The sequence below is a fragment of the Coprococcus sp. HCN-4056 genome, from assembly GCF_037892645.1.
In the GTDB taxonomy this organism is placed as follows: Bacteria; Bacillota; Clostridia; order Lachnospirales; family Lachnospiraceae; genus Coprococcus; species Coprococcus ammoniilyticus.
The window spans coordinates 186,411-206,628 of record NZ_JBBKBL010000001.1 but is presented as its reverse complement, the minus strand read 5'-3'; the positions used below and the strand labels follow the sequence as shown (position 1 = coordinate 206,628).

General features: G+C 41.8%; 23 protein-coding genes. 22 read left to right on the top strand and 1 reads right to left on the bottom strand.

Annotation, left to right across the window (positions count from 1 at the left end; genetic code table 11):
- Positions 1 to 133: 133 nt before the first annotated feature.
- From WKT03_RS00890 to WKT03_RS00880, 3 genes are all read left to right on the top strand, one after another.
- On the top strand, positions 134 to 1,744 hold the full coding sequence (locus tag WKT03_RS00890) for an ATP-binding protein (RefSeq protein ID WP_173789101.1): 1,611 nt from the start codon (positions 134 to 136) through the stop codon (positions 1,742 to 1,744).
- Positions 1,722 to 2,411, top strand: coding sequence for a response regulator transcription factor (locus tag WKT03_RS00885; RefSeq protein WP_008399752.1), 690 nt, complete (start codon positions 1,722 to 1,724; stop codon positions 2,409 to 2,411). The genes WKT03_RS00890 and WKT03_RS00885 overlap by 23 nt, the downstream gene beginning before the upstream one ends.
- A gap of 88 nt (positions 2,412 to 2,499) precedes the next feature.
- Complete coding sequence (locus WKT03_RS00880; RefSeq protein ID WP_021944247.1) at positions 2,500 to 3,201, top strand: RluA family pseudouridine synthase; 702 nt, start codon at positions 2,500 to 2,502, stop codon at positions 3,199 to 3,201.
- Between the two features lie 2 nt (positions 3,202 to 3,203).
- On the opposite strand, the gene WKT03_RS00875 is transcribed toward WKT03_RS00880, so the two are convergent.
- The gene (locus WKT03_RS00875; protein WP_340390780.1) at positions 3,204 to 3,899 is read right to left on the bottom strand and encodes a hypothetical protein; all 696 of its coding nucleotides are present in this window, start codon (positions 3,897 to 3,899) and stop codon (positions 3,204 to 3,206) included.
- Positions 3,900 to 4,197: 298 nt separating this feature from the next.
- Here WKT03_RS00875 and proS point away from each other — a divergent pair, with 298 nt between their 5' ends.
- The 19 genes from proS to thiH all read left to right on the top strand — a co-directional run bounded on the left by proS (position 4,198) and on the right by thiH (position 20,202).
- Entirely contained in the window at positions 4,198 to 5,634 is a 1,437-nt protein-coding gene (gene proS / locus WKT03_RS00870; RefSeq protein ID WP_117784559.1) for a proline--tRNA ligase, read from the top strand.
- A 429-nt stretch (positions 5,635 to 6,063) separates the two neighbouring features.
- Complete coding sequence (locus WKT03_RS00865; RefSeq protein WP_021944244.1) at positions 6,064 to 7,404, top strand: CCA tRNA nucleotidyltransferase; 1,341 nt, start codon at positions 6,064 to 6,066, stop codon at positions 7,402 to 7,404.
- Positions 7,405 to 7,586: 182 nt separating this feature from the next.
- A complete protein-coding gene (locus tag WKT03_RS00860; protein ID WP_117807987.1) occupies positions 7,587 to 7,949 on the top strand; it encodes a VOC family protein in 363 nt (120 codons plus the stop codon).
- A 130-nt stretch (positions 7,950 to 8,079) separates the two neighbouring features.
- Complete coding sequence (locus WKT03_RS00855) at positions 8,080 to 9,114, top strand: hypothetical protein (protein ID WP_340390779.1); 1,035 nt, start codon at positions 8,080 to 8,082, stop codon at positions 9,112 to 9,114.
- A gap of 113 nt (positions 9,115 to 9,227) precedes the next feature.
- Entirely contained in the window at positions 9,228 to 9,875 is a 648-nt protein-coding gene (locus WKT03_RS00850; protein WP_340390778.1) for an esterase, read from the top strand.
- 6 nt (positions 9,876 to 9,881) lie between these two features.
- Positions 9,882 to 10,682, top strand: a complete 801-nt coding sequence (locus WKT03_RS00845) for an MBL fold metallo-hydrolase (protein ID WP_118663117.1) — start codon at positions 9,882 to 9,884, stop codon at positions 10,680 to 10,682.
- Between the two features lie 112 nt (positions 10,683 to 10,794).
- Entirely contained in the window at positions 10,795 to 11,064 is a 270-nt protein-coding gene (locus tag WKT03_RS00840; RefSeq protein ID WP_340390777.1) for a DUF6796 family protein, read from the top strand.
- The gene (locus tag WKT03_RS00835; protein ID WP_182430060.1) at positions 11,061 to 11,204 is read left to right on the top strand and encodes a hypothetical protein; all 144 of its coding nucleotides are present in this window, start codon (positions 11,061 to 11,063) and stop codon (positions 11,202 to 11,204) included. Before WKT03_RS00840 ends, WKT03_RS00835 begins: the two co-directional genes overlap by 4 nt.
- Before the next feature lie 112 nt (positions 11,205 to 11,316).
- Positions 11,317 to 12,273: a hypothetical protein gene (locus WKT03_RS00830; RefSeq protein WP_243000305.1), complete on the top strand. Its 957-nt coding sequence runs from the start codon at positions 11,317 to 11,319 to the stop codon at positions 12,271 to 12,273.
- A 72-nt stretch (positions 12,274 to 12,345) separates the two neighbouring features.
- Entirely contained in the window at positions 12,346 to 12,615 is a 270-nt protein-coding gene (locus WKT03_RS00825) for a nucleotidyltransferase family protein (protein WP_173783762.1), read from the top strand.
- Positions 12,599 to 13,000, top strand: a complete 402-nt coding sequence (locus WKT03_RS00820) for an HI0074 family nucleotidyltransferase substrate-binding subunit (RefSeq protein WP_021944237.1) — start codon at positions 12,599 to 12,601, stop codon at positions 12,998 to 13,000. The genes WKT03_RS00825 and WKT03_RS00820 overlap by 17 nt, the downstream gene beginning before the upstream one ends.
- A 145-nt stretch (positions 13,001 to 13,145) precedes the next feature.
- On the top strand, positions 13,146 to 13,826 hold the full coding sequence (locus tag WKT03_RS00815) for a DUF3990 domain-containing protein (protein ID WP_021944236.1): 681 nt from the start codon (positions 13,146 to 13,148) through the stop codon (positions 13,824 to 13,826).
- Positions 13,801 to 14,442: a helix-turn-helix domain-containing protein gene (locus tag WKT03_RS00810; RefSeq protein WP_021944235.1), complete on the top strand. Its 642-nt coding sequence runs from the start codon at positions 13,801 to 13,803 to the stop codon at positions 14,440 to 14,442. Before WKT03_RS00815 ends, WKT03_RS00810 begins: the two co-directional genes overlap by 26 nt.
- Positions 14,443 to 14,675: 233 nt before the next feature.
- Complete coding sequence (locus WKT03_RS00805; protein WP_117822425.1) at positions 14,676 to 16,043, top strand: MATE family efflux transporter; 1,368 nt, start codon at positions 14,676 to 14,678, stop codon at positions 16,041 to 16,043.
- Positions 16,044 to 16,326: 283 nt separating this feature from the next.
- Complete coding sequence (locus tag WKT03_RS00800) at positions 16,327 to 16,923, top strand: YczE/YyaS/YitT family protein (RefSeq protein WP_117822547.1); 597 nt, start codon at positions 16,327 to 16,329, stop codon at positions 16,921 to 16,923.
- Positions 16,924 to 17,301: 378 nt separating this feature from the next.
- Positions 17,302 to 17,496 (top strand): sulfur carrier protein ThiS, encoded by a 195-nt coding sequence (thiS, locus tag WKT03_RS00795; RefSeq protein ID WP_118482982.1) that lies wholly within the window; start codon positions 17,302 to 17,304, stop codon positions 17,494 to 17,496.
- 3 nt (positions 17,497 to 17,499) lie between these two features.
- Positions 17,500 to 18,153, top strand: a complete 654-nt coding sequence (thiF, locus tag WKT03_RS00790; RefSeq protein ID WP_117784549.1) for a sulfur carrier protein ThiS adenylyltransferase ThiF — start codon at positions 17,500 to 17,502, stop codon at positions 18,151 to 18,153.
- A gap of 11 nt (positions 18,154 to 18,164) precedes the next feature.
- Positions 18,165 to 18,929 (top strand): thiazole synthase, encoded by a 765-nt coding sequence (locus WKT03_RS00785; RefSeq protein ID WP_117784548.1) that lies wholly within the window; start codon positions 18,165 to 18,167, stop codon positions 18,927 to 18,929.
- 13 nt (positions 18,930 to 18,942) lie between these two features.
- Positions 18,943 to 20,202 carry a 2-iminoacetate synthase ThiH gene (thiH, locus tag WKT03_RS00780; protein WP_340390776.1) on the top strand — a complete coding sequence of 420 codons (1,260 nt, stop codon included), beginning with the start codon at positions 18,943 to 18,945 and terminating at the stop codon, positions 20,200 to 20,202.
- Positions 20,203 to 20,218 lie beyond the last annotated feature (16 nt).

Below are 20,218 nucleotides of genomic sequence, written 5' to 3'. Positions count from 1 at the left end.
GAGATGAGCAATGCGAGAGTAATCCGAAGGATTACGAGATGAGCGATGCGAGAGCAATCCGAAAGATTACGAGATGAGCGATGCGAGAGAAATCTGGAGCAATGCGAGGAAAAACAATTATAAAGGAAAACATATGAAGATCATAAAAAAAGTTAAATGGGCGTTGGTTTCCGTCTGGATCTTTATCGTGCTGATCATGTTGGTAGGTACGATCGTGATTGGACGAAGTTATTTGTCAGAAATGTTCGGTGACGGTTACAGTATACAGTCATTATATTCGATCAGCGATCCGATTAAGGAAACATACCGGAATCTGTCGATCATCATGTCGGAAGTGCAGGAGGATCTGCAGACAGATCCGGGCAAATTCTATGATAAGAAATATCTGGACAGTCTGAACCAGAAAGCCGGAAATTACAGGACATCGGTGCTTGTCTATATTGATGGTGAATTTACATATTCCGGTATAAAAGATGAAGTAGAAAAACTGGAAGCGTCTTTACTTACCAAACGTGCAATCTATATAAATGGTGAGAAGGGAATCAAGCAGGAGGAAGTAGAAAACAGTTCATCAGAGTCCGGTTCCGGGGAAATGGGCGATCAGGGTTCATATGCATTTGGAAAATATGGCAAAACTTATGAATATATGCTGACATCTCCACAGGCATATCTGTGTAATGAGATCGATTATCAGATCAATGGCAAATCGATCAGTATTTTCCTGGTTACATATTATGGTAATTACGTCAGCCAGTTTAAGAGTGCGCTGGTTGGATTTATCCTTATGATGTTCTTGATCATGCTGGTTCTGACAACTGCTTTGTCGACACTGGTATATGTACAGTTCATCCGTCCGCTGGTTCGTCTGAAGGAGGCAGCAGAGGAGATTGGTACCGGGAATCTGGGAGAGCCGGTAGAGGTCAGTGATGGAAGAAAAGATGAGATTGGAGAATTATGCCGGTCATTTAACGACATGAGAGAGCGCCTGAATGAATCGGTTGAGCTTAAGATGCAGTATGAGGAAGAAAACAGGGAGCTGATCAGTAACATTTCTCATGATCTGAAAACTCCGATCACAACGATCAAAGGATACGTTGAGGGTCTGATGGATGGTGTGGCAGACACACCGGAGAAGCAGGATCGTTATCTGAAGATGATCTATAATAAGGCAAATGAATTGGATGCGCTGATCAACGAATTGTCGCTATATACCAATATCACGAACAATGCGATTCCGTATGAATTCCACAGAGTATCGGTAAAAGACTATTTTAATGACTGTATGGAAGAGGTTCGGGCAGATCTGTTATCACATAATATGACACTGAACTATAACAATTATTGTGCGGAAGATGTAAAGGTTGTTGTTGATCCGGATCAGTTGAAGCGTGTTATCAACAATATTGTGACAAATGCGATCAAGTATACAGATAAAGAGGAAGGTCATATTGACATTTCTATAGAAGAAAGTGAGAAAATGATCAAGGTATCGATCAATGATGATGGACGGGGGATCGACAAAGAGAGCCTGCCGCATATATTTGACCGAACATATCGTGCAGACAGTGCAAGACGTTCCAGAGGTGGAAGTGGACTGGGGCTTGCTATCTGCAAGAAGATCGTGGAAGAACATGGTGGAAAGATCTGGGCGACCAGTAAGAAAGGTGAAGGTACAACGATCTATTTCACATTGAAGAAATACATCAAGGAGGAAAATAAAGATGAGCAGAATACTGATAATTGAAGATGAACTTAGCATAGCAGAGCTGGAGCGGGATTATCTGGAGTTGAATGATTTTGAGGTTGAGATAGAGACAAATGGAGCAAAGGGTCTGGATAAGGCATTAGAGAATGATTACAGCCTGATCCTGCTTGATCTGATGCTTCCGGATCTGGATGGATTTGAAATCTGTCGTCAGATTCGTGAGAAGAAGGATATTCCGATCATCATGGTTACAGCAAAGAAGAATGATATTGATAAGATCCGTGGACTTGGACTTGGTGTTGATGATTATGTAACAAAGCCATTCAGTCCAAGTGAGCTGGTTGCCAGAGTAAAGGCACATATTTCCAGATATGAGCGTCTGATTGGTTCAACCGCATTGCAGAATGATGTCATTGAGATCCGTGGATTAAAGATTGACAAGACCGATCGTCGTGTCTATGTGGATGGAGAAGAGAAGGTATTTACAAATAAGGAATTTGATCTTCTGACTTTCCTTGCAAGCAATCCGAATAAGGTATTTTCAAAGGATGAACTGTTTAACAAGATCTGGAATATGGAGAGTATCGGAGATATCGCAACCGTTACGGTTCATATCAAGAAGATCCGTGAGAAGATCGAATTTGATACATCTAAGCCACAGTACATCGAAACTGTATGGGGCGTTGGATACCGATTCAGAATGTAGTGAAAAAGTGTGAGGACAGAACCTGCACAGATGGGAGAGTGTGCATCAGAGCTTTGGATTTTGATAGGTTCTGATAAGGAGATAACAGATGAAGATAGAAGTATTATATGAAGATAATGATATATTGGTTGCGGTGAAGCCGTATGGGCTGCCATCCCAGCCGGACAAGAAGAATTCTGAAAATATGGTCAGTATGTTGAAGCTTCGCATTTTTGAGAAAGAGCATCGGACAGAGGAACCATATCTGGCTCCGATCCATAGACTGGATCGTCCGGTTGGCGGCATTATGTTATTTGCCAAGAACAAGGAGGCTGCTTCGAAGCTGTCAAAGCAGAGTGAAGATGGCGAGATGGTCAAATATTATCAGGCAATCTTAACCGGAGAACTTCCGAATGATGCCGGAACGATTACGAATTATCTGATTCACGATAACAAGACAAATGTCACAAGAATTGTGGATAAAGATACACCGGGAGCCAAATTAGCGGAGCTGGATTATGAAGTGTTAGATGTCATGGAGACAGATGATGGAATCTTAAGTTATGTTCTGATCAATCTTATCACAGGCAGAACCCATCAGATCCGTGTACAGATGGCTGGTAAAAAAGCCGGAATCTGGGGCGATACAAAGTATAATCCAAAGTTCCAGAAAACAAAGAAATCTTATAAGCAGATCGGTCTGCATGCATCCAGACTGGAATTCGAGCATCCGGTGACGGGTGAGCATATGATCTTTAAGAATGAGCCGGAGGGCAAAGCCTTTGAGATCATCGAGCTGGATGAATTTTAATATTATTTTGTAATTGGAATGGTATTCGGAATAATGACTTCTTCAAAGCCATTATAGCTGTGTACCCATTTTACGGTTCCATCTGAACTGGTTTTCAACAGATAACTCAGATCTTCTTTTTTGAAATGCATGATCAAAATGTCGTCATCTGTTACTTCATAGGTTCCAGTTTCGGTGGAGCCTTTCTTTTTGATCACTTTGTTGTCTTCTGTGAATGTGAAACTGCCAAGATCTTCTATTGTCCATTTTGATTCACAGAGAAGCTCCTGCATGGATTTGTCGTCGTGTGGCTTCAGATTCCGGAGATGTGTGGACAGGAAGTAGATACCGGCAGCCAGGATCGCAAAGATTACAACAAGTGTTATGGTTTTCCGGATGATTGCAAAGGTATGGCGGTTCTTGCGCTGTCTTGTCAGAGATGCCTGTTGTTCCCGAACTGCCTCGTGGTAGGAGGTGCTGATGCTGTGCGTGGCACCGGAGATACCATTTGCCTTATTTGCAAAAGTTTGCTCCGCTTTTAAACGAAGAATGGCTGTCTCTGTCAGACCTTCTGTTGATATATCTGTCTGATTTTTTAATTGTTCTGTCTGATCCTGGATTTCCTTATCTTCCAGATATTGTTCAGAAACCGGAAGTTTTCCGGTTTTTGTTGATTTGTCTTTCAAATGGAAAGATGTATTTGACTCCTGTTTATTCATTATTTTACCCTCATTATTTGTTTGGAATATGGAAAGATCATCCGTTGCAGACAAATGATTTTTCATTCCTGTGTTTAGTGCTTTTCATCATGGATAATATATACAGAAACAGTGCAAATTGCAAGAAAAAATGTTTTACATTCTGGCAGAACCGGCAAAAATCCCTTGAAAATATCAGGTTATATCTATATAATGACAGAAGGTATGTAACTTTTTAAAGGACAGGTATAGATGTCAGACATATTTAAAAGGCTGCACGATAGAATTATTTTATAAGTATATAAAGGAGAAAATTGAGATGGCTAATGAAAAGAAATTAGTAGAGGCTATTACTTCCATGGACGAAGATTTTGCCCAGTGGTACACAGATGTTGTAAAGAAAGCAGAGCTTACAGATTATTCAAGTGTAAGAGGATGCATGATTTTACGACCGGCCGGTTATGCCATCTGGGAAAATATACAGAAGGAACTCGACAGAAGATTCAAGGAAATAGGCGTAGAAAATGTATATATGCCATTGTTCATTCCTGAAAGTCTTCTTCAGAAGGAGAAGGATCACGTAGAAGGATTTGCACCTGAAGTTGCATGGGTAACACAGGGTGGCTTGGATCCACTTCCGGAGCGTTTATGTGTAAGACCTACATCAGAGACTCTGTTCTGTGATCTGTATTCGAATATCATTCATTCATATAGAGATCTTCCAAAGGTTTATAACCAGTGGTGTTCAGTTGTTCGTTGGGAAAAGACAACCAGACCTTTCCTTCGTTCGATGGAATTCTTATGGCAGGAAGGTCATACGGCACATGCTACAGCAGAAGAAGCAGAGGAAAGAACCATCCAGATGTTAAATGTCTATGCTGATTTCTGTGAGCAGGTTCTGGCTATTCCTATGATCAAGGGACGTAAGACAGATAAAGAGAAGTTTGCAGGTGCAGAGGCTACTTATACGATCGAAGCTCTGATGCATGATGGTAAGGCACTTCAGTCCGGTACAAGCCATAATTTCGGAGATGGATTTGCCAAGGCATTTGGCGTTCAGTATACAGACGCAAATAATAAATTACAGTATGTACACCAGACTTCATGGGGTATGTCAACCAGAATTATCGGCGCGATCATCATGGTTCATGGTGATGACAGCGGCCTGGTGCTTCCACCAAGAATCGCTCCTACACAGGTTATGATCATTCCGATCAACCAGAAGAAGGAAGGCGTTCTTGAAAAGGCACAGGAGATCAAGGCAGCTCTTTCTGAGAAGTTCACAGTTAAGCTGGATGATTCTAATAAGAACCCAGGCTGGAAATTCTCTGAGCAGGAGATGCGCGGCATTCCGGTTCGTATCGAGATCGGACCAAAGGATATCGAAGCTGGTCAGGCAGTTATCGTACGTCGTGATAACAGAGAAAAGACAGTTGTGTCATTAGATAATATTACAGAAGCAGTTGGAGAAATTCTTGAGAAGATGCAGGCAGACATGCTTGCAAAGGCAACTGCTCACAGAGATGCCAATACACATGAGGCTCATAACTGGGAAGAATTCACTGACATTCTGACAAGAAAGCAGGGATTCATCAAAGCTATGTGGTGTGGCGACAGAGCCTGTGAGGAAGCGATCAAGGATGAGACCGGTGCAACAACCAGATGTATGCCGTTTGAGCAGGAGCATTTGTCCGATGTCTGTGTACATTGCGGTAAGCCAGCAAAGACTATGGTATACTTTGGCAAGGCATACTAAGAGGAACATCGGCTATTAGCAGATGATAGATAAGTAGTGTATTTGATTTTGCGGAATTTATGATACTTGCAATAGGTGATAACAAACATATTAATAGATTGTTATCACCTATTTTAATGTAATATATATTTGGAATGGAATATGCTGTTTTCAATTGATATCATGAAATATATGGCATAGATGGTGGCGCAATCATGAAATATGGCATAGATGGTGGCGCTTAAGGGTATATTGGATGAAAAATCTTGTTAATACCCCGCCGAAGGGTAGGCGCGTGGGTATGACAGCTAGAAAACAGAAGTGATACCCAAGTGAAGGATAGATCATAGGGTATAATAGAAGAGAAGATGAGAGATACCCTATCAAAAAAATAAAGTAATGATATTGTGTACAGAAAGGCATAGAAATACCCAAGGAGGAGGTTGTGATATGGAGATCAGGATGCCGGAGAATGCGAAAAAGGTAATAGAGACACTGGAAGCTGCCGGGTATGAAGCCTATATTGTTGGTGGATGCGTGAGAGACAGTATTCTTGGCAGAGAACCGGGAGACTGGGATATTACGACAGCAGCAAGACCGGAACAGGTAAAGGCGTTATTCAGACGGACGATCGATACCGGAATTAAGCATGGTACGGTTACGGTTATGTTTGGTAAAGAGGCATATGAAGTAACCACCTACCGGGTGGATGGAGAATATTCCGATCACAGAAGACCGGATTCTGTGGAATTTACTGCGAATTTAGAAGAAGACTTGAAGCGTAGGGATTTTACGATCAACGCTATGGCATACAGTCCTTCAGCAGGTGTGATCGATCTGTTTGGTGGAATGGATGATCTGGACAATAAGGTCATCAAGGCGGTCGGTGATCCGCTGGCACGATTTGATGAAGATGCTCTGAGAATCCTTCGGGCGATCCGGTTTGCAGGCCAGCTTGATTTCACGATCGAGAGGGATACCAGAAAGGCGATGATCCTGCGGGCACAGTTCTTACAGGATATCAGTGCCGAACGTATCCGCGTGGAGCTTGACAAATTGCTGACTTCTGCGCATCCGGAGAAATTGATGGAAGCATATGTGACAGGCATAACAGCATATATCCTGCCGGAATTTGACCGAATGATGGAACAGCCGCAGAATAATCCATACCATAAATACAATGTAGGCGTTCATTCAATGGAAGCAGTTAAGGTTATCGAGCCAACTACAGTATGCAGATGGGCTGCGCTGCTTCATGATGTGGGAAAGCCGGAATGTCATACCGTGGATGAAAATGGTATCGACCATTTCTATGGACATAATGAGAAGGGGGCAGAGATTGCCCGTAAGGTGCTTCGCAGACTGCGGTTTGACAATGAAACGACAGATCTGGTATGCAAGATGGTACTGTGGCATGATTATGGTTTAGGGGAGATGTTGAAAAAGACAACCTTCCGAAAAGCACTCAGCAGGATGGGAGCAGATTTCTTCCCTTATTATATCAAGATCCGCCGGGCGGATATGGCGGCGCAGAGTGATTATAAGTTAGAAGAACGGAGAGGCAGCATCGAGCATCTGGAGAAATTGTATCAGGAGATCACGGATGCGAAAGATTGTCTGACGATTAAACAGCTTGCCATCAATGGAAAGGATTTGATCGCACTTGGCGTAAAGCCGGGAAAAGAGATCGGCGATATCCTGCAGGAGCTTCTGAATCAGGTGCTTGGCAGTCCTGAGTTGAACAACAGAGAAACGCTGCTGTCTATGGCAGAGTCATATATTAGAAAATAGAAAAAATAAAGGTGGAGTTATAACTGCATCCAGTTAATTATATATTGACATTACCAAAGATTTCGTAATGAGATGCATAGTGCCGGTAAATACAAGTGCCTGTTTGAGTCCGAAGGTAAATGTGACTTTTTATGTGAAAGACCGGAAATCATTTAAAACAGATAAAAATATGGAGGTGTGGAATGAGACTGAGGAATGTGTTAATTGTTGTGAAAGATATTGAACGGTCAAAGCAATTTTACCATGATCTGTTTGGACTCGAACCAATATTAGATAATGACGGAAATCTGATCCTGACGGAAGGACTTGTATTGCAGGATGAGAGGATATGGAAAGATTTTCTAAAAAGAGATGTGATATCCCACAATAATTCCGCCGAGCTATATTTTGAGGAGCGGGATATCGAAGCTTTTGTTGAAAAGCTGGAGCGGTTATATCCATCGATTGAATATGTAAATCCACTTATGGTTCACAGTTGGGGACAGAAGGTGGTTCGTTTCTATGATCTGGATGGAAATCTGATCGAGGTTGGGACGCCGACGTAACCGGAAACAGACAAAGAAGCATTTGCAGATGCCGCATATGGAGATATTAAAACAGATAAAAGAAAAATATGTCTTTGATACAGTAGTAACAAAAAGATAGGGTTTATATAATGGGGAAGGGGAAATTACTATGTGGAAAATATTTTTAATTTTATTCGGATTGCTTTTCAGCATATTTATTCCAAAATCAATATATGAGAATTATACAGATACAAATAGGGAAGACAGTACTTATGAAGAAGATTCATATGCAGACTCAGAGGACAGTGTTAATGAGGACTATGATCCGACAAAAACAGACTGGGAAAATTATGGGGATACCGGTTCGATCATGGAGATTGCGGACACGGACTGGGCATTAGAAAATGCTCCCGTGTTTCATGTAGAAACAAAGGAACAACTGGCTGGAGTTGTATATTATGTCAATGCAGTCAAAGGGTATAATGATTCCGTGGAACTCTACCTTGAGGCGGATATAGATCTTGACGGCTTGGAATGGGTTCCGATGGGCGGATGGTACAGACCGGACAGATATCTTGAGCACACTACATTTGTGGGACTTATAGATGGACAAAACCATATAATAAAAAATATGCATATAGATACAAAATACGGTGGACATTGCGGATTTGTAGGATATTCTTATTCCTTGCAGATGAAGAATATCACTTTTGAAAAGGCATATGTGTCTGGAGGAACGTATGTAGGAATTGCAGGCGGAGAAATTTATGGTTCTGAAGACTGGATAAATGTAAATGTATCAGGTATGGTTGGAACACCCGGACCTGAAACCGGCTCGATCGTTGGCAGGGAAGCCGGTATTAATTTCAGAGACTGCGATGCGACGGTTGTGTATAAAAAGGAAAACGGAAGATTTGGAAGTATCCGGTATTTTTCACACAGATATCAGTTAATTGCAGAAACACCGGTTGTTGAAGCATTTACCCTGACTTATGAAAATGGCGTGATCACAAGAGATGAGGTCGAAGGATATGATAATCTGGGCTGGCATATTGAGCGGGATGGTTCGCTTCTTTTGGACAGAGCAGCAGAAGGTGAATTGCAGCTGCCGGCAGAATATACATATCCGGATACATCAATCTGGCTTGAGGCATATATAAATGGAACGTATATCAGAGTCAGCAATATAATCGAAGTGCCTTGATCAGATAGCGTTATTTTGTCCGGTATTTCAGGAGAAAGGGAAGTATATTATGTGTTTGCGGAGTGGTGGTGTTTCAGATATTATAATAATATACTTAAATTTGGAGAGCAAAAATGGTTGTATATAAATATGGTGATCCGGAAGCAAATATTGTATTGATCCAGCCAGTGGGAGATCATGATGTGCATGATATAGAAAATGAGGTTTCAGAGATAATGAAGAGGACTTCTCTGGAATTTCGGATGATTGCAGTTAAGGTGGATAGATGGAATCAGGATCTGTCTCCTTGGAGAGCACCTGCTGTATTTGGAAATGAAGACTTTGGCGAGGGTGCGTCGGCGTTACTGGCACAGATATTGGAATTGTGTAAGGATGAAAGTAAGACTTATTATCTTGGTGGATATTCCCTTGCGGGGCTGTTTGCACTTTGGGCATCCTGCCGGACGGACAGGTTTGCCGGGATAGCGGCAGCATCTCCGTCGGTTTGGTTTCCGGGATTTCTTTCGTATGTGAAAGAATATGGGATTGCAAGCCCTGCTGTTTATCTGAGTCTTGGCAATCGGGAAGAAAGAACGAAGAATCAGGTTATGGCTGCGGTAGGCGATTGTATCCGGGAATTGTATGGATGGCTACAGGAGCAGGAGATTGACAGTATACTGGAATGGAATCAGGGAAATCATTTTAAAGAACCGGGAATCCGGACGGCGAAAGCATTTGCATGGGTGATGGAAAGGACAAAAGGAACGATCAGAGGAAGGTGATACTTTATGAATATTACGATGCTTGGAACAGGAAATGCACTTGTTACGGAATGTTATAACACCTGTTTTGTGTTGCAGGAAAATGAGGAATATTTTATGGTGGATGGTGGCGGTGGAAGTGCCATTCTGCATCAGTTAAAGCATGCCGGAATTGACTGGAAAGAGGTTAGAACTATCTTTGTGACACATAAACATATCGATCACATTACGGGTATCATATGGATGATCCGTATGATATGCCAGCATATGAAGCAGGGCGAATATGAAGGCGAAGCTGTGATATATGCACATGATGAAGTCATTGATCTGCTGCTTGATCTGGCCAGAAAACTTCTGCCAAAGAAAGAGACAGATTTTATCGGTAAACGGCTGCATCTGATAGCAGTTAAAAATGGAGAGTCTGTTGAAATTTTGAATAAACGGGTTACATTTTTTGATATCCAATCCACAAAAGCGAAACAGTTCGGTTTCTGCATGGAACTGGGAGATGGAGAGAGATTAACCTGCTGCGGAGATGAACCATACAATCCATGTGAAAAGAAGTATGCAGAGAACAGTACATGGTTGTTGCACGAAGCATTTTGTCTGGATGGTCAGGCGGATATATTCCATCCATACGAGAAGCATCATTCAACAGTGAAAAATGCCTGTGAGTTTGCAGAAGAATTGCATGTGAAAAATCTGCTGCTGTATCATACAGAGGATCGGAATCTTTCACATCGAAAAGAATTGTATTATGAAGAAGGAAGAAAATATTTCAGTGGGAATCTTCTGATCCCGGATGATCTGGAAACGTTTATAATTTAATATGGTGCTCCGGACGGCGAAAGCATTTGCATGGTTGATGAAGAATATGCTAATATAGTTAGCAGAGACTAACTGCATTGGCATATTTTTTTTATAAAGGAGAATAGATATTATGTTACAGTGGAAAATATTTATGGTGATGGCATTGATCGGGCATATATTGTGTGGGATTTCAGATGGATTTCTGACATATGCTCCAAATGGAAAAGTCGATCTGACAAATTTTAAGGATTATGAAAAATCCAAGGTAGCCTTTCATGGAATGCCACTGAAGAATCTGTCGGTTGCGATGTTGTTGGGCGTGTGTGCAATGACGCTTGAGATATTCGGATACATAGCTCTTTGTGACTGGATGCGGCAGCATTTTTTATTGCTGTTGTGACAGGAAAAACTTCACTTCCGGCATGGGCATGTATTTTTAATCTGCTGCCGCTTGCAATCGTGATCCTGCCAACAAAACTTCCGGCAAAAGCAAATGTAATCGGGGTGATCATGTTTGCCGGGTTGCTTTTTCTTATATAATGGTCACGTTCGAGAGCCGGGAACTATCGGCGTTCTTACTTTATAGAAATTATCTTGTAAAAAAGTATAAAATAAAGGAAAATATAAAAAAAAGTATAAAATGAGGTAATATATGCAGAAGCCATTTACAATTACATTTAGTAAAGCACCGAAAAACGCATGTATTCATACAGATAAAACAGCATATTATCATTTGCCGGGACTGTTCGAATTCTATGAGCTGTATCGTATCTTCCTGCCATTGTTCCGTGAGCACAGAGAATATTTCTATGACTGGTGCGAGATCGGTTCGATCTATGGTGCTCCGGCGGACTGCCTGTGGGGTGGCGGACGTGTTGGATATGGTGATTGTGATCCGGAGGATGTTCGGGAATTGATGGACGAGTATGGAATCTCAGCCCGGCTGACCTTCAGTAACTCGCTGCTTTGCGAGGAGCATCTGGCAGATAAGAGATGTAACGAGCTTTGCAGATTATTTGAAAAAAATGGAAAGGCAGAAAATGGGGTGATCGTCCATTCGGAGCTATTGTTAGATTACCTAAAAAAGCAGTATCCGGGTTTTTATTTTGTATCATCGACTACAAAGGTTCTGACAGATTTTGAGGAGTTGGTAAAGGAGACAGATCGGGAAGATTTCCGTTATGTTGTGCCGGATTTCCGATTGAATAAGGCATGGGACAAATGGGAAACACTGACACAGTCGCAGAGGGATAAAGTGGAATTCCTGTGTAATGAATGTTGTTCCTTTGGCTGTAAGGACAGACGCAAATGTTATGAAACGGTCAGTCGCAAGAATCTTGGAGAGGACTGCCCGGAGCATGAGTGTACGGCTTCAGATGTCATGGGCGGTTATCGTTTTTCAAAGGCAATGACAAATCCGGGATTTATCGGAATCAATGATATAAAAGAAACATATCTGCCGATGGGATTTTCTCATTTTAAGATTGAGGGGCGGAGTCTTGGCAGTGCGTTGGTCCTGGAATTTTTGCTTTATTATATGACAAAACCGGAATATCAACTGCACGTCCGGGAGGCTGTCTATCTGGATAATATGCTGGATCTTTTTTAGCGAAGCAATTGCGAATCAGAACCTGTAATGTTAATATAAGGCTATATGGGTAAGACAAGGCAGGTGACATTCGTGAGAGCAGAAGAAGTTATGCAGGAAGTTGCAAAGCTGTGCAGAAGTTTTCATGCAAAAGAAATAATATTATATGGTTCAAGGGCAAAAGGTACAGCGATGGAAAGAAGCGATATTGATATTGCTGTTTCGGGTGTGGATAACTTTGAATCACTTGTTGAAAAAGTGGAAGAATTGCCAACACTTTTCAGTGTGGATTTAGTGAATATGGATACCTGTAGGAATCAGTTATTATTGGAGGATATCAGGCAATATGGACGAGAAATTTAACAGACGGTTTTTATCTTTCTGCAATTCACTGGATGCATTGTCGGAGGCAAGGCAGAGAGATCTTTCGGATTCTTTTGTGTTAAGCGGAACCAGTGCAAAGTTTAGTATTACATTTGATCTGGCATGGAAGGTCATGAAAGATATATTAGTGCAGTATTATGCGATCACAGGATTTGTAACAGGTTCACCAAGGGAGGTACTAAGGGAAGCTTATAAGGCAAATCTGATCTCGGATGATGACTGGATGGAAATGCTGAAAGTGAGAAACGAGCTTGCGCATGATTATGATTGTGAGATTGTAAAAACACATTGTGATAAAATTGTAAAGACATACATTGATCTGTTTTATGATTTTGAAAATGTAGTAAAGCAGTTGATCGGGTAAAATATAGAAAAAGAGTGCCAGATGAAATAAATAAAATTTATATTTGTCTGGCACTTTATTTTTTATTATCTTGAAAAACTATCGCTGTAGAGATACAATATATGCAGTCGAAAACGGAGAAATTTAATATAGGGAGATGAAATAGATGTCTGTTAGATTGTATCATGGTTCGGAAAATATAATAGAAAAGCCTGAGTATGGAAAAGGGGCGCGCCATAATGATTACGGAAAAGGATTTTATTGTACGGAAGATATAGAACTTGCAAAAGAGTGGGCATGTGCAAAACAGAAAAATGGATATGCCAATATATATGATCTGGATATGACAGGGCTTAAAGTATTGCACCTAAATGCTCCTGAGTACAATATTCTTAACTGGCTGGCAATACTTGCAGATAATAGGACATACTGGCAAAATGGCAGTATTGCAGAGCAGGCAAAGAATTATATAAAAGAGAACTTTTTACCGGACATTTCAGAATATGATGTGATAGTTGGTTACAGAGCGGATGATTCTTATTTTTCATTTGCACAGGATTTTGTAGCAGGGGTTATTTCTTTACAGAAATTATCAGAAGCCATGCGTTTTGGAAAATTGGGAGAACAGATTGTATTAAAGAGTCAAAACGCATTTGAGCAGATAACATTTGTCGGCTATGAAGATGTGGATGCAGTAAAGTATTATGTCAAAAAGCGTGCGAGAGAGCAGGAAGCGAGAAAGGAATATAGGGCAAGAAAGCAGGATCAGGCAAATGTGAATGATCTGTATATATTGGATATCATGAGGGAGGAGATCAAAGATGGAGATGCGCGCTTATTCGTATGATTATCTGATAACGGCACAGCGGATCATGGGAGATATGCTTGATTTTGCGGTGAATACCTGTGATATGGATGTAGACAGGTATTTTGCTATGTTCCTGGTGTCGGATATTTCTGTGCAGTTTCAGAATGGAAATCCAACCTATATAGCTGGAAAGACAGGATGTGAGATTGTAAAAGAAGTTGTTGAAGAATCGGGAATCCAACCTGTCATTGTTGAAGATGAAATGTATCTGGACAAATCGCCGGAGTATTGGACAGGCTGGGCACTCGCATATTATCAGTGGTTCACCTGCCGACCGTTTATGAAGATTAATGAAGCGGTGCCTATTCATAGGATTGTACAAATGTATGATGTATATCATGAGATGGATATTACACATTTTGTTGATACTATGAATGAATTATGGGATCAGTATTATAAGGAGACGAATCTCAAGAGGATTCGGAAGATTTCCGGTTTATCGCAAAAGGAACTGGCAGAAGCGTCCGGCGTTCCTTTGAGACAGATCCAGTTATTTGAACAGCGGCAGAGAGATATTAACCATACACGGGCGATCGACGTTGTAAAAATGAGTCGTGTGTTAGGATGTAAGGTAGAAGATTTATTACAGATATAAGGCGCGAGAGGTCGCAGCCGTGATGGGGTATGACCAATTTTTCGTTTGACTTTTTCGAAAATGAGAAATATAATAACGTCTTGAACGAGTAGCAAACATGCGTAAATCCAGTTTTGCTGCTCGTTTTTTTAATTATATATTGTCATTAGAAAGTGTGTAGCTTATCAGCGTAAGTCCAACTTATAAGATAAGTACACACTTTTTTTTGTGTGAAAAAGGAGGATTAAATTAAGATGGCAGAAAGTAATAAGATGAGGGAGACGCCGGTAAATAAGCTGATGGTTCAGATGGGAATACCGATGATCTTATCGATGGCATTGCAGGCGGTCTATAATATTGTGGACAGTGCATTTGTAGGCAATATGGAGGTGGGGAGTGAAGCGGCATTAAATGCACTCACACTGGTATTTCCGGTTCAGATGCTTATGGTGGCTGTAGGAATCGGAACAGGTGTAGGAACAAATGCACTTCTTGCCATGACACTTGGGCAGAGAGATATGAAAAAAGCAGCAAAAGTCGCAGGCAACAGCTTATTTCTTGGTGGAATTATTTATGTGGTATGTCTGTTATTTGGTATCTTTGGAGTGAAAGCCTACATCTCATCTCAGACCGTTGATCCGGAAGTTATCTCGATGGGAACAACATATTTGCGGATCTGCTGTGTGTTGTCCTTTGGCATTATCTTCTTTTCATTATTTGAAAAATTATTACAGGCAACAGGACGTTCCCTTTATTCAACAATCGGTCAGGTTGCGGGAGCTGTTATAAATATTATTCTTGACCCGATCATGATCTATGGTATTGGACCTGTTCCGGAAATGGGAGTAGCGGGAGCCGCATATGCTACCGTCATAGGACAGATCGTATCTGCCGGTTTGCTTCTGGTATTTCATCTGAAGTTAAATAAGGAATTTGAACATGGAATAAAACATATGAAGCCGAGTGCCAGAACTATGAAAGAAATCTATTCCATTGGTCTTCCTGCAATCATTGCACAGGCACTTATGTCAATTATGGTTTATGCGATGAATCTTATTTTAAAATTCAATCCTTCCGCCCAGACGGCATATGGATTGTTCTATAAGGTGCAGCAGTTTGTATTGTTCCTTGCCTTTGGACTGAGAGATGCGATCACACCGATCATAGCTTTTGCATATGGCATGGGAAGCAAGAAAAGGATCAAAGATGGAATCCGCTATGGTCTTATTTATACCATAGCATTGATGATCCTGGGCGTTCTCATCACAGAGATTTTTCCAAATGCCTTTGCCTCGCTGTTCAATGCAGGTCAGTCAAGAGCGTATTTTATCGGTGCAATGAGAATTATCTCGATCAGTTTTGTATTTGCCGGAATCAATGTGGCATATCAGGGCATCTATCAGGCATTGAATGGCGGTCTTGAGTCGCTGATAATATCACTTCTCAGACAGCTTGTGATCATATTGCCATTGGAAGCTATTTTTTCTGTTTTTGTAAGAAATGACCAGATGGGTGTTCCGTTGATCTGGTGGGCGTTCCCGATTACAGAATTTGTCTCATGCTTAGCGGGATATGTATTTTTGAAGAAAATACAGAGAAACAAGGTAGAAAAATTAGGTTAAACTATGAATGTGGTATCTGTAAGCTCGGTAAGAGGGAAAACTGTTTTGAATTTGTTCCGTGTCTGTGCAATATGGATGAGCGGAACTCAGGACAGGTGAATGAAAAGTCTAATCCTTCAGCTTTGTAAGATTGACAAAAACAATACAATGCAGTATATATAGAACAATATAAATGCTTGTCTCGGCGTTAAAGAAGACTATAGATTTTGCTGTTTCTGAACACAACAGTATGCTCTATAGTCTTTTTTATTTATGTAATTACAGAAGATGGAGGAAGAACATGATGTCATCAAAGAATTGGTTGAAAAAAATAGTGATAATTATAGTAGGTTCTGTTATTGCAGCTTATGGAATCACACTTGCCTTGTATGCGGGATTTGGAGGCGCAACACTTGCAGTTTTGTGGCAGGGTATTTCAGAAACATTTCATATAAGTATCGGAATGGCTTCGTTTGTTGTAGCTGTTGTGATGATCTTATTTGCGGCTATTTATGACAGGTCGCAGATTCATATAGGAACATTTTTGTATCAGGTTGTGTACAGTGGGTGTGTGGATTTGTTTGCAAAATGCCATATATACAGCAAATATATGTGGATAAATTTCTTCATTATGCTGGCAGGGGTGATCTTATTTGCAGTTGGAACAGGTTTGTATGCATCTGCATCTCTTGGCAGAGGTTCTTATGAAGCAGTAACCTTTGCATTGGCAGAGAAAAATAACTGGCAGGTTAAGATCGTTCGTATGATATTAGATATTTTAATGGTCGTGACAGGCGTGCTTTTGGGAGGAAAGTTTGGAGCATGTACGATCATCACAGTTATAATTTCAGGACCGGTTATACAATTTACAAATGGCAAGGCAAAGCAGATTTTGATCTAGCAGACAGCAATGCTATATATCGAATGGGTGTTACCGTTCAGGTTAATCTGACTTTTGAACTTGCCTGGAAAGTATTGCAGGTTTTACAGATCTTGAGGAGACATTGCAGGAAAAACTTATAGAAGTAGATGAGTGGTAATCGTCTTTAATAAACTCCGGTTTGCAATAGTGAAATGAATAAGTTCTTGCACAAACACCCTGCATAAGGTAAAATAATTTTATATGAATATTTGTGAACTGGGGGCACCACTTTTCACAAGGAAGATAACAGGCGCCGGATCATACGTTATGGTTGTATGATCCGGTGCCTTTTTGTGTTACAGGGCATATGTCCTGTAGTGCAGAAAATGTGTAATTATGAAAGATAGGAGAACATACATGGTAAAAATCAATGGTGAAGAAAAAGAGATTGCCGGTAAGAATCTTCTGGAATATTTGAAGGAAGCCGGATTTGAGCCGGAACGTGTCGTTGTAGAACGGAATCTCGACATTATTCCAAAAGATGAACTTGGCAATACGATCATTCAGGATGAAGATGTGATCGAAGTATTACGATTTGTTGGTGGAGGTTGAGACATGACAGAGATGCAGAAGAAAATGCAGGAGCTGATCTCACAGGAAGAACTGGATCGTGCATTTGATGCACGATTTCCGAAAGAAATGCAGGTAAAGTTACGTGCGGCGAAGGTGGCTGTTGCAGGTATCGGTGGACTGGGGTCAAATATTGCAGTCATGCTTGCGAGAAGTGGCGTCGGACATTTGCTTCTGGTGGATTTCGATGTGGTGGATGTGACGAATCTCAATCGTCAGATGTACTTTATATCCCAGCTCGGGAAGCCGAAGACGGAAGCCCTGCTCGAAACCCTGTATCAGATCAATCCATATCTGACGTATGAGACAGTGCAGACGAAAGTAACCCCGGACAATGTAAAGGAATTATTCGGTGGATATCCGATCGTGTGTGAAGCATTTGACAAACCGGATCAGAAGGCAATGCTGGTGCGTGAACTACTGATGCAGTGTCCGGATGCAACTGTTGTATCAGGAAATGGCATGGCAGGGTATGCAGATACGAATGCGATAAAAACGCGCCAGATGATGCGCCGCCTGTATGTGTGCGGAGATCAGAGCACTGATGTCGGCGACGGTATAGGACTCATCGCTCCGCGGGTAGCTGCCTGCGCAGCTCATGAGGCAAACAAAGTATTACAGCTGATTATGGAAAATTAAAAGGAGACAACATGGAAGATAAATTCATTTTAGGCGGCAAGGAATTCAAGAGCCGTTTCATTTTAGGATCAGGCAAATACAACCTGAATCTGATCAAGGCAGCAGTCGAACAGGGAGGGGCAGAAATTATCACCCTTGCATTACGACGTGCAAATACACAGGAAAGTGAGAATATTCTGGACTATATTCCGGAAGGAGTTACCCTGCTTCCGAATACTTCCGGTGCAAGAAATGCCGAAGAGGCTGTCCGCATTGCAAGACTTAGTAGGGCAATGGGCTGTGGTAATTTTGTAAAGGTAGAGATCATGCGTGATGCGAAATACCTCTTCCCGGATAATTATGAGACTGTGAAAGCAACCGAGATCCTTGCAAAGGAAGGCTTCGTGGTACTGCCATATATGAATCCGGACTTAAATGTAGCAAGGGATCTTCAGAATGCAGGTGCGGCTGCTGTTATGCCGCTTGCAGCACCGATTGGAAGTAATAAGGGGCTTGCAACAAAGACTATGATCCAGGTATTGATCGATGAGATCGACCTGCCGATCATCGTGGATGCCGGCATCGGAAAACCATCTCAGGCATGTGAAGCGATGGAAATGGGTGCGGCTGCGATCATGGCAAATACAGCCATTGCAACAGCAGGTGATGTACCGGAGATGGCAGCAGCATTTAAACTTGCGATCGAAGCCGGAAGAAAAGCATACCTGACCGGAATGGGTCGTGTCCTTGCAAGAGGCGGAAGTGCTTCCGATCCTTTGACAGGTTTCTTGCGTTAGGAGGCAGTCGGAAATGAACGAAGAAAATCAAGTATATTTTGTTGACAGTGACAAGCTTCCACAGGAAGCGCTAGCGCGTAAGCATCGTCTGGAACAGGATGCATCGTTCCGGACAAATCATATGGAATATATGGAAGGCATGCAGGTGATCGATTCGGATATCAAGGACAAAGTACTTGCGGCTATGGATGCATATGACTATGATTCCTATACTGCGGCAGATGTAGAACGTGCGCTGTCACATGAGAGCTGTACGATCGAGGACTTTAAGGCATTGCTGTCACCGGCAGCAGCACCGTATCTGGAACAGATGGCAAGGAAAGCAGAGGAGATCACGAAGAATCATTTTGGAAATACGGTTTATATCTTCACACCGCTTTATATTGCAAACTATTGCCAGAACTACTGCATTTACTGTGGTTTCAACTGTTATAACAACATTCGCCGGAAGAAGCTGACGATGGAGGAGATCGAGCATGAGATGCAGGTTATTGCGCATACCGGCATGGAAGAAATTCTGATCCTGACAGGCGAGAGCCGGGCATATTCGGATGTTACATATATCGGGGAAGCGGTGAAGATCGCAAGAAAATATTTTAAGAATATCGGAATCGAGATCTACCCGGTAAATGTGGATGAATACAAATATCTGCATGAATGTGGTGTTGATTATGTGACTGTTTTTCAGGAGACATACAACACGGACAAATACGAGACCTTACATCTGATGGGACACAAGCGCGTCTGGCCATATCGTTTTGATGCGCAGGAGCGTGCGCTGATGGGCGGCATGCGTGGAGCCGGATTTTCAGCACTTCTGGGACTGGATGATTTCAGAAAGGATGCACTGGCAACGGCACTTCATGTCTATTATATCAACCGCAAATATCCACATGCAGAATTATCATTGAGTTGTCCGCGCCTGCGTCCGATCGTGAATAATGAGAAGATCAATCCAAGGGATGTAGGAGAGAAGGAGCTTTGTCAGGTGCTTTGTGCATATCGGATGTTCCTGCCGTTTGTCGGAATCACGGTATCGAGCCGTGAGAGCGCAACATTCCGAAACGGAATCGCAAAGATCTGTGCAACAAAGGTTTCTGCCGGAGTATCGACCGGAATCGGTGATCATGAGGAGAAATACGAAGGTAAGGAAGATGCGGATGTAGGAGATGAGCAGTTCGAGATCAACGATGATCGTTCCTTTACATCCATGTATCAGGATATGGAGAAGGGCGGCTTGCAGCCGGTTTTAAACGATTATATCTATGTGTAAATGTTATGAGCACGCG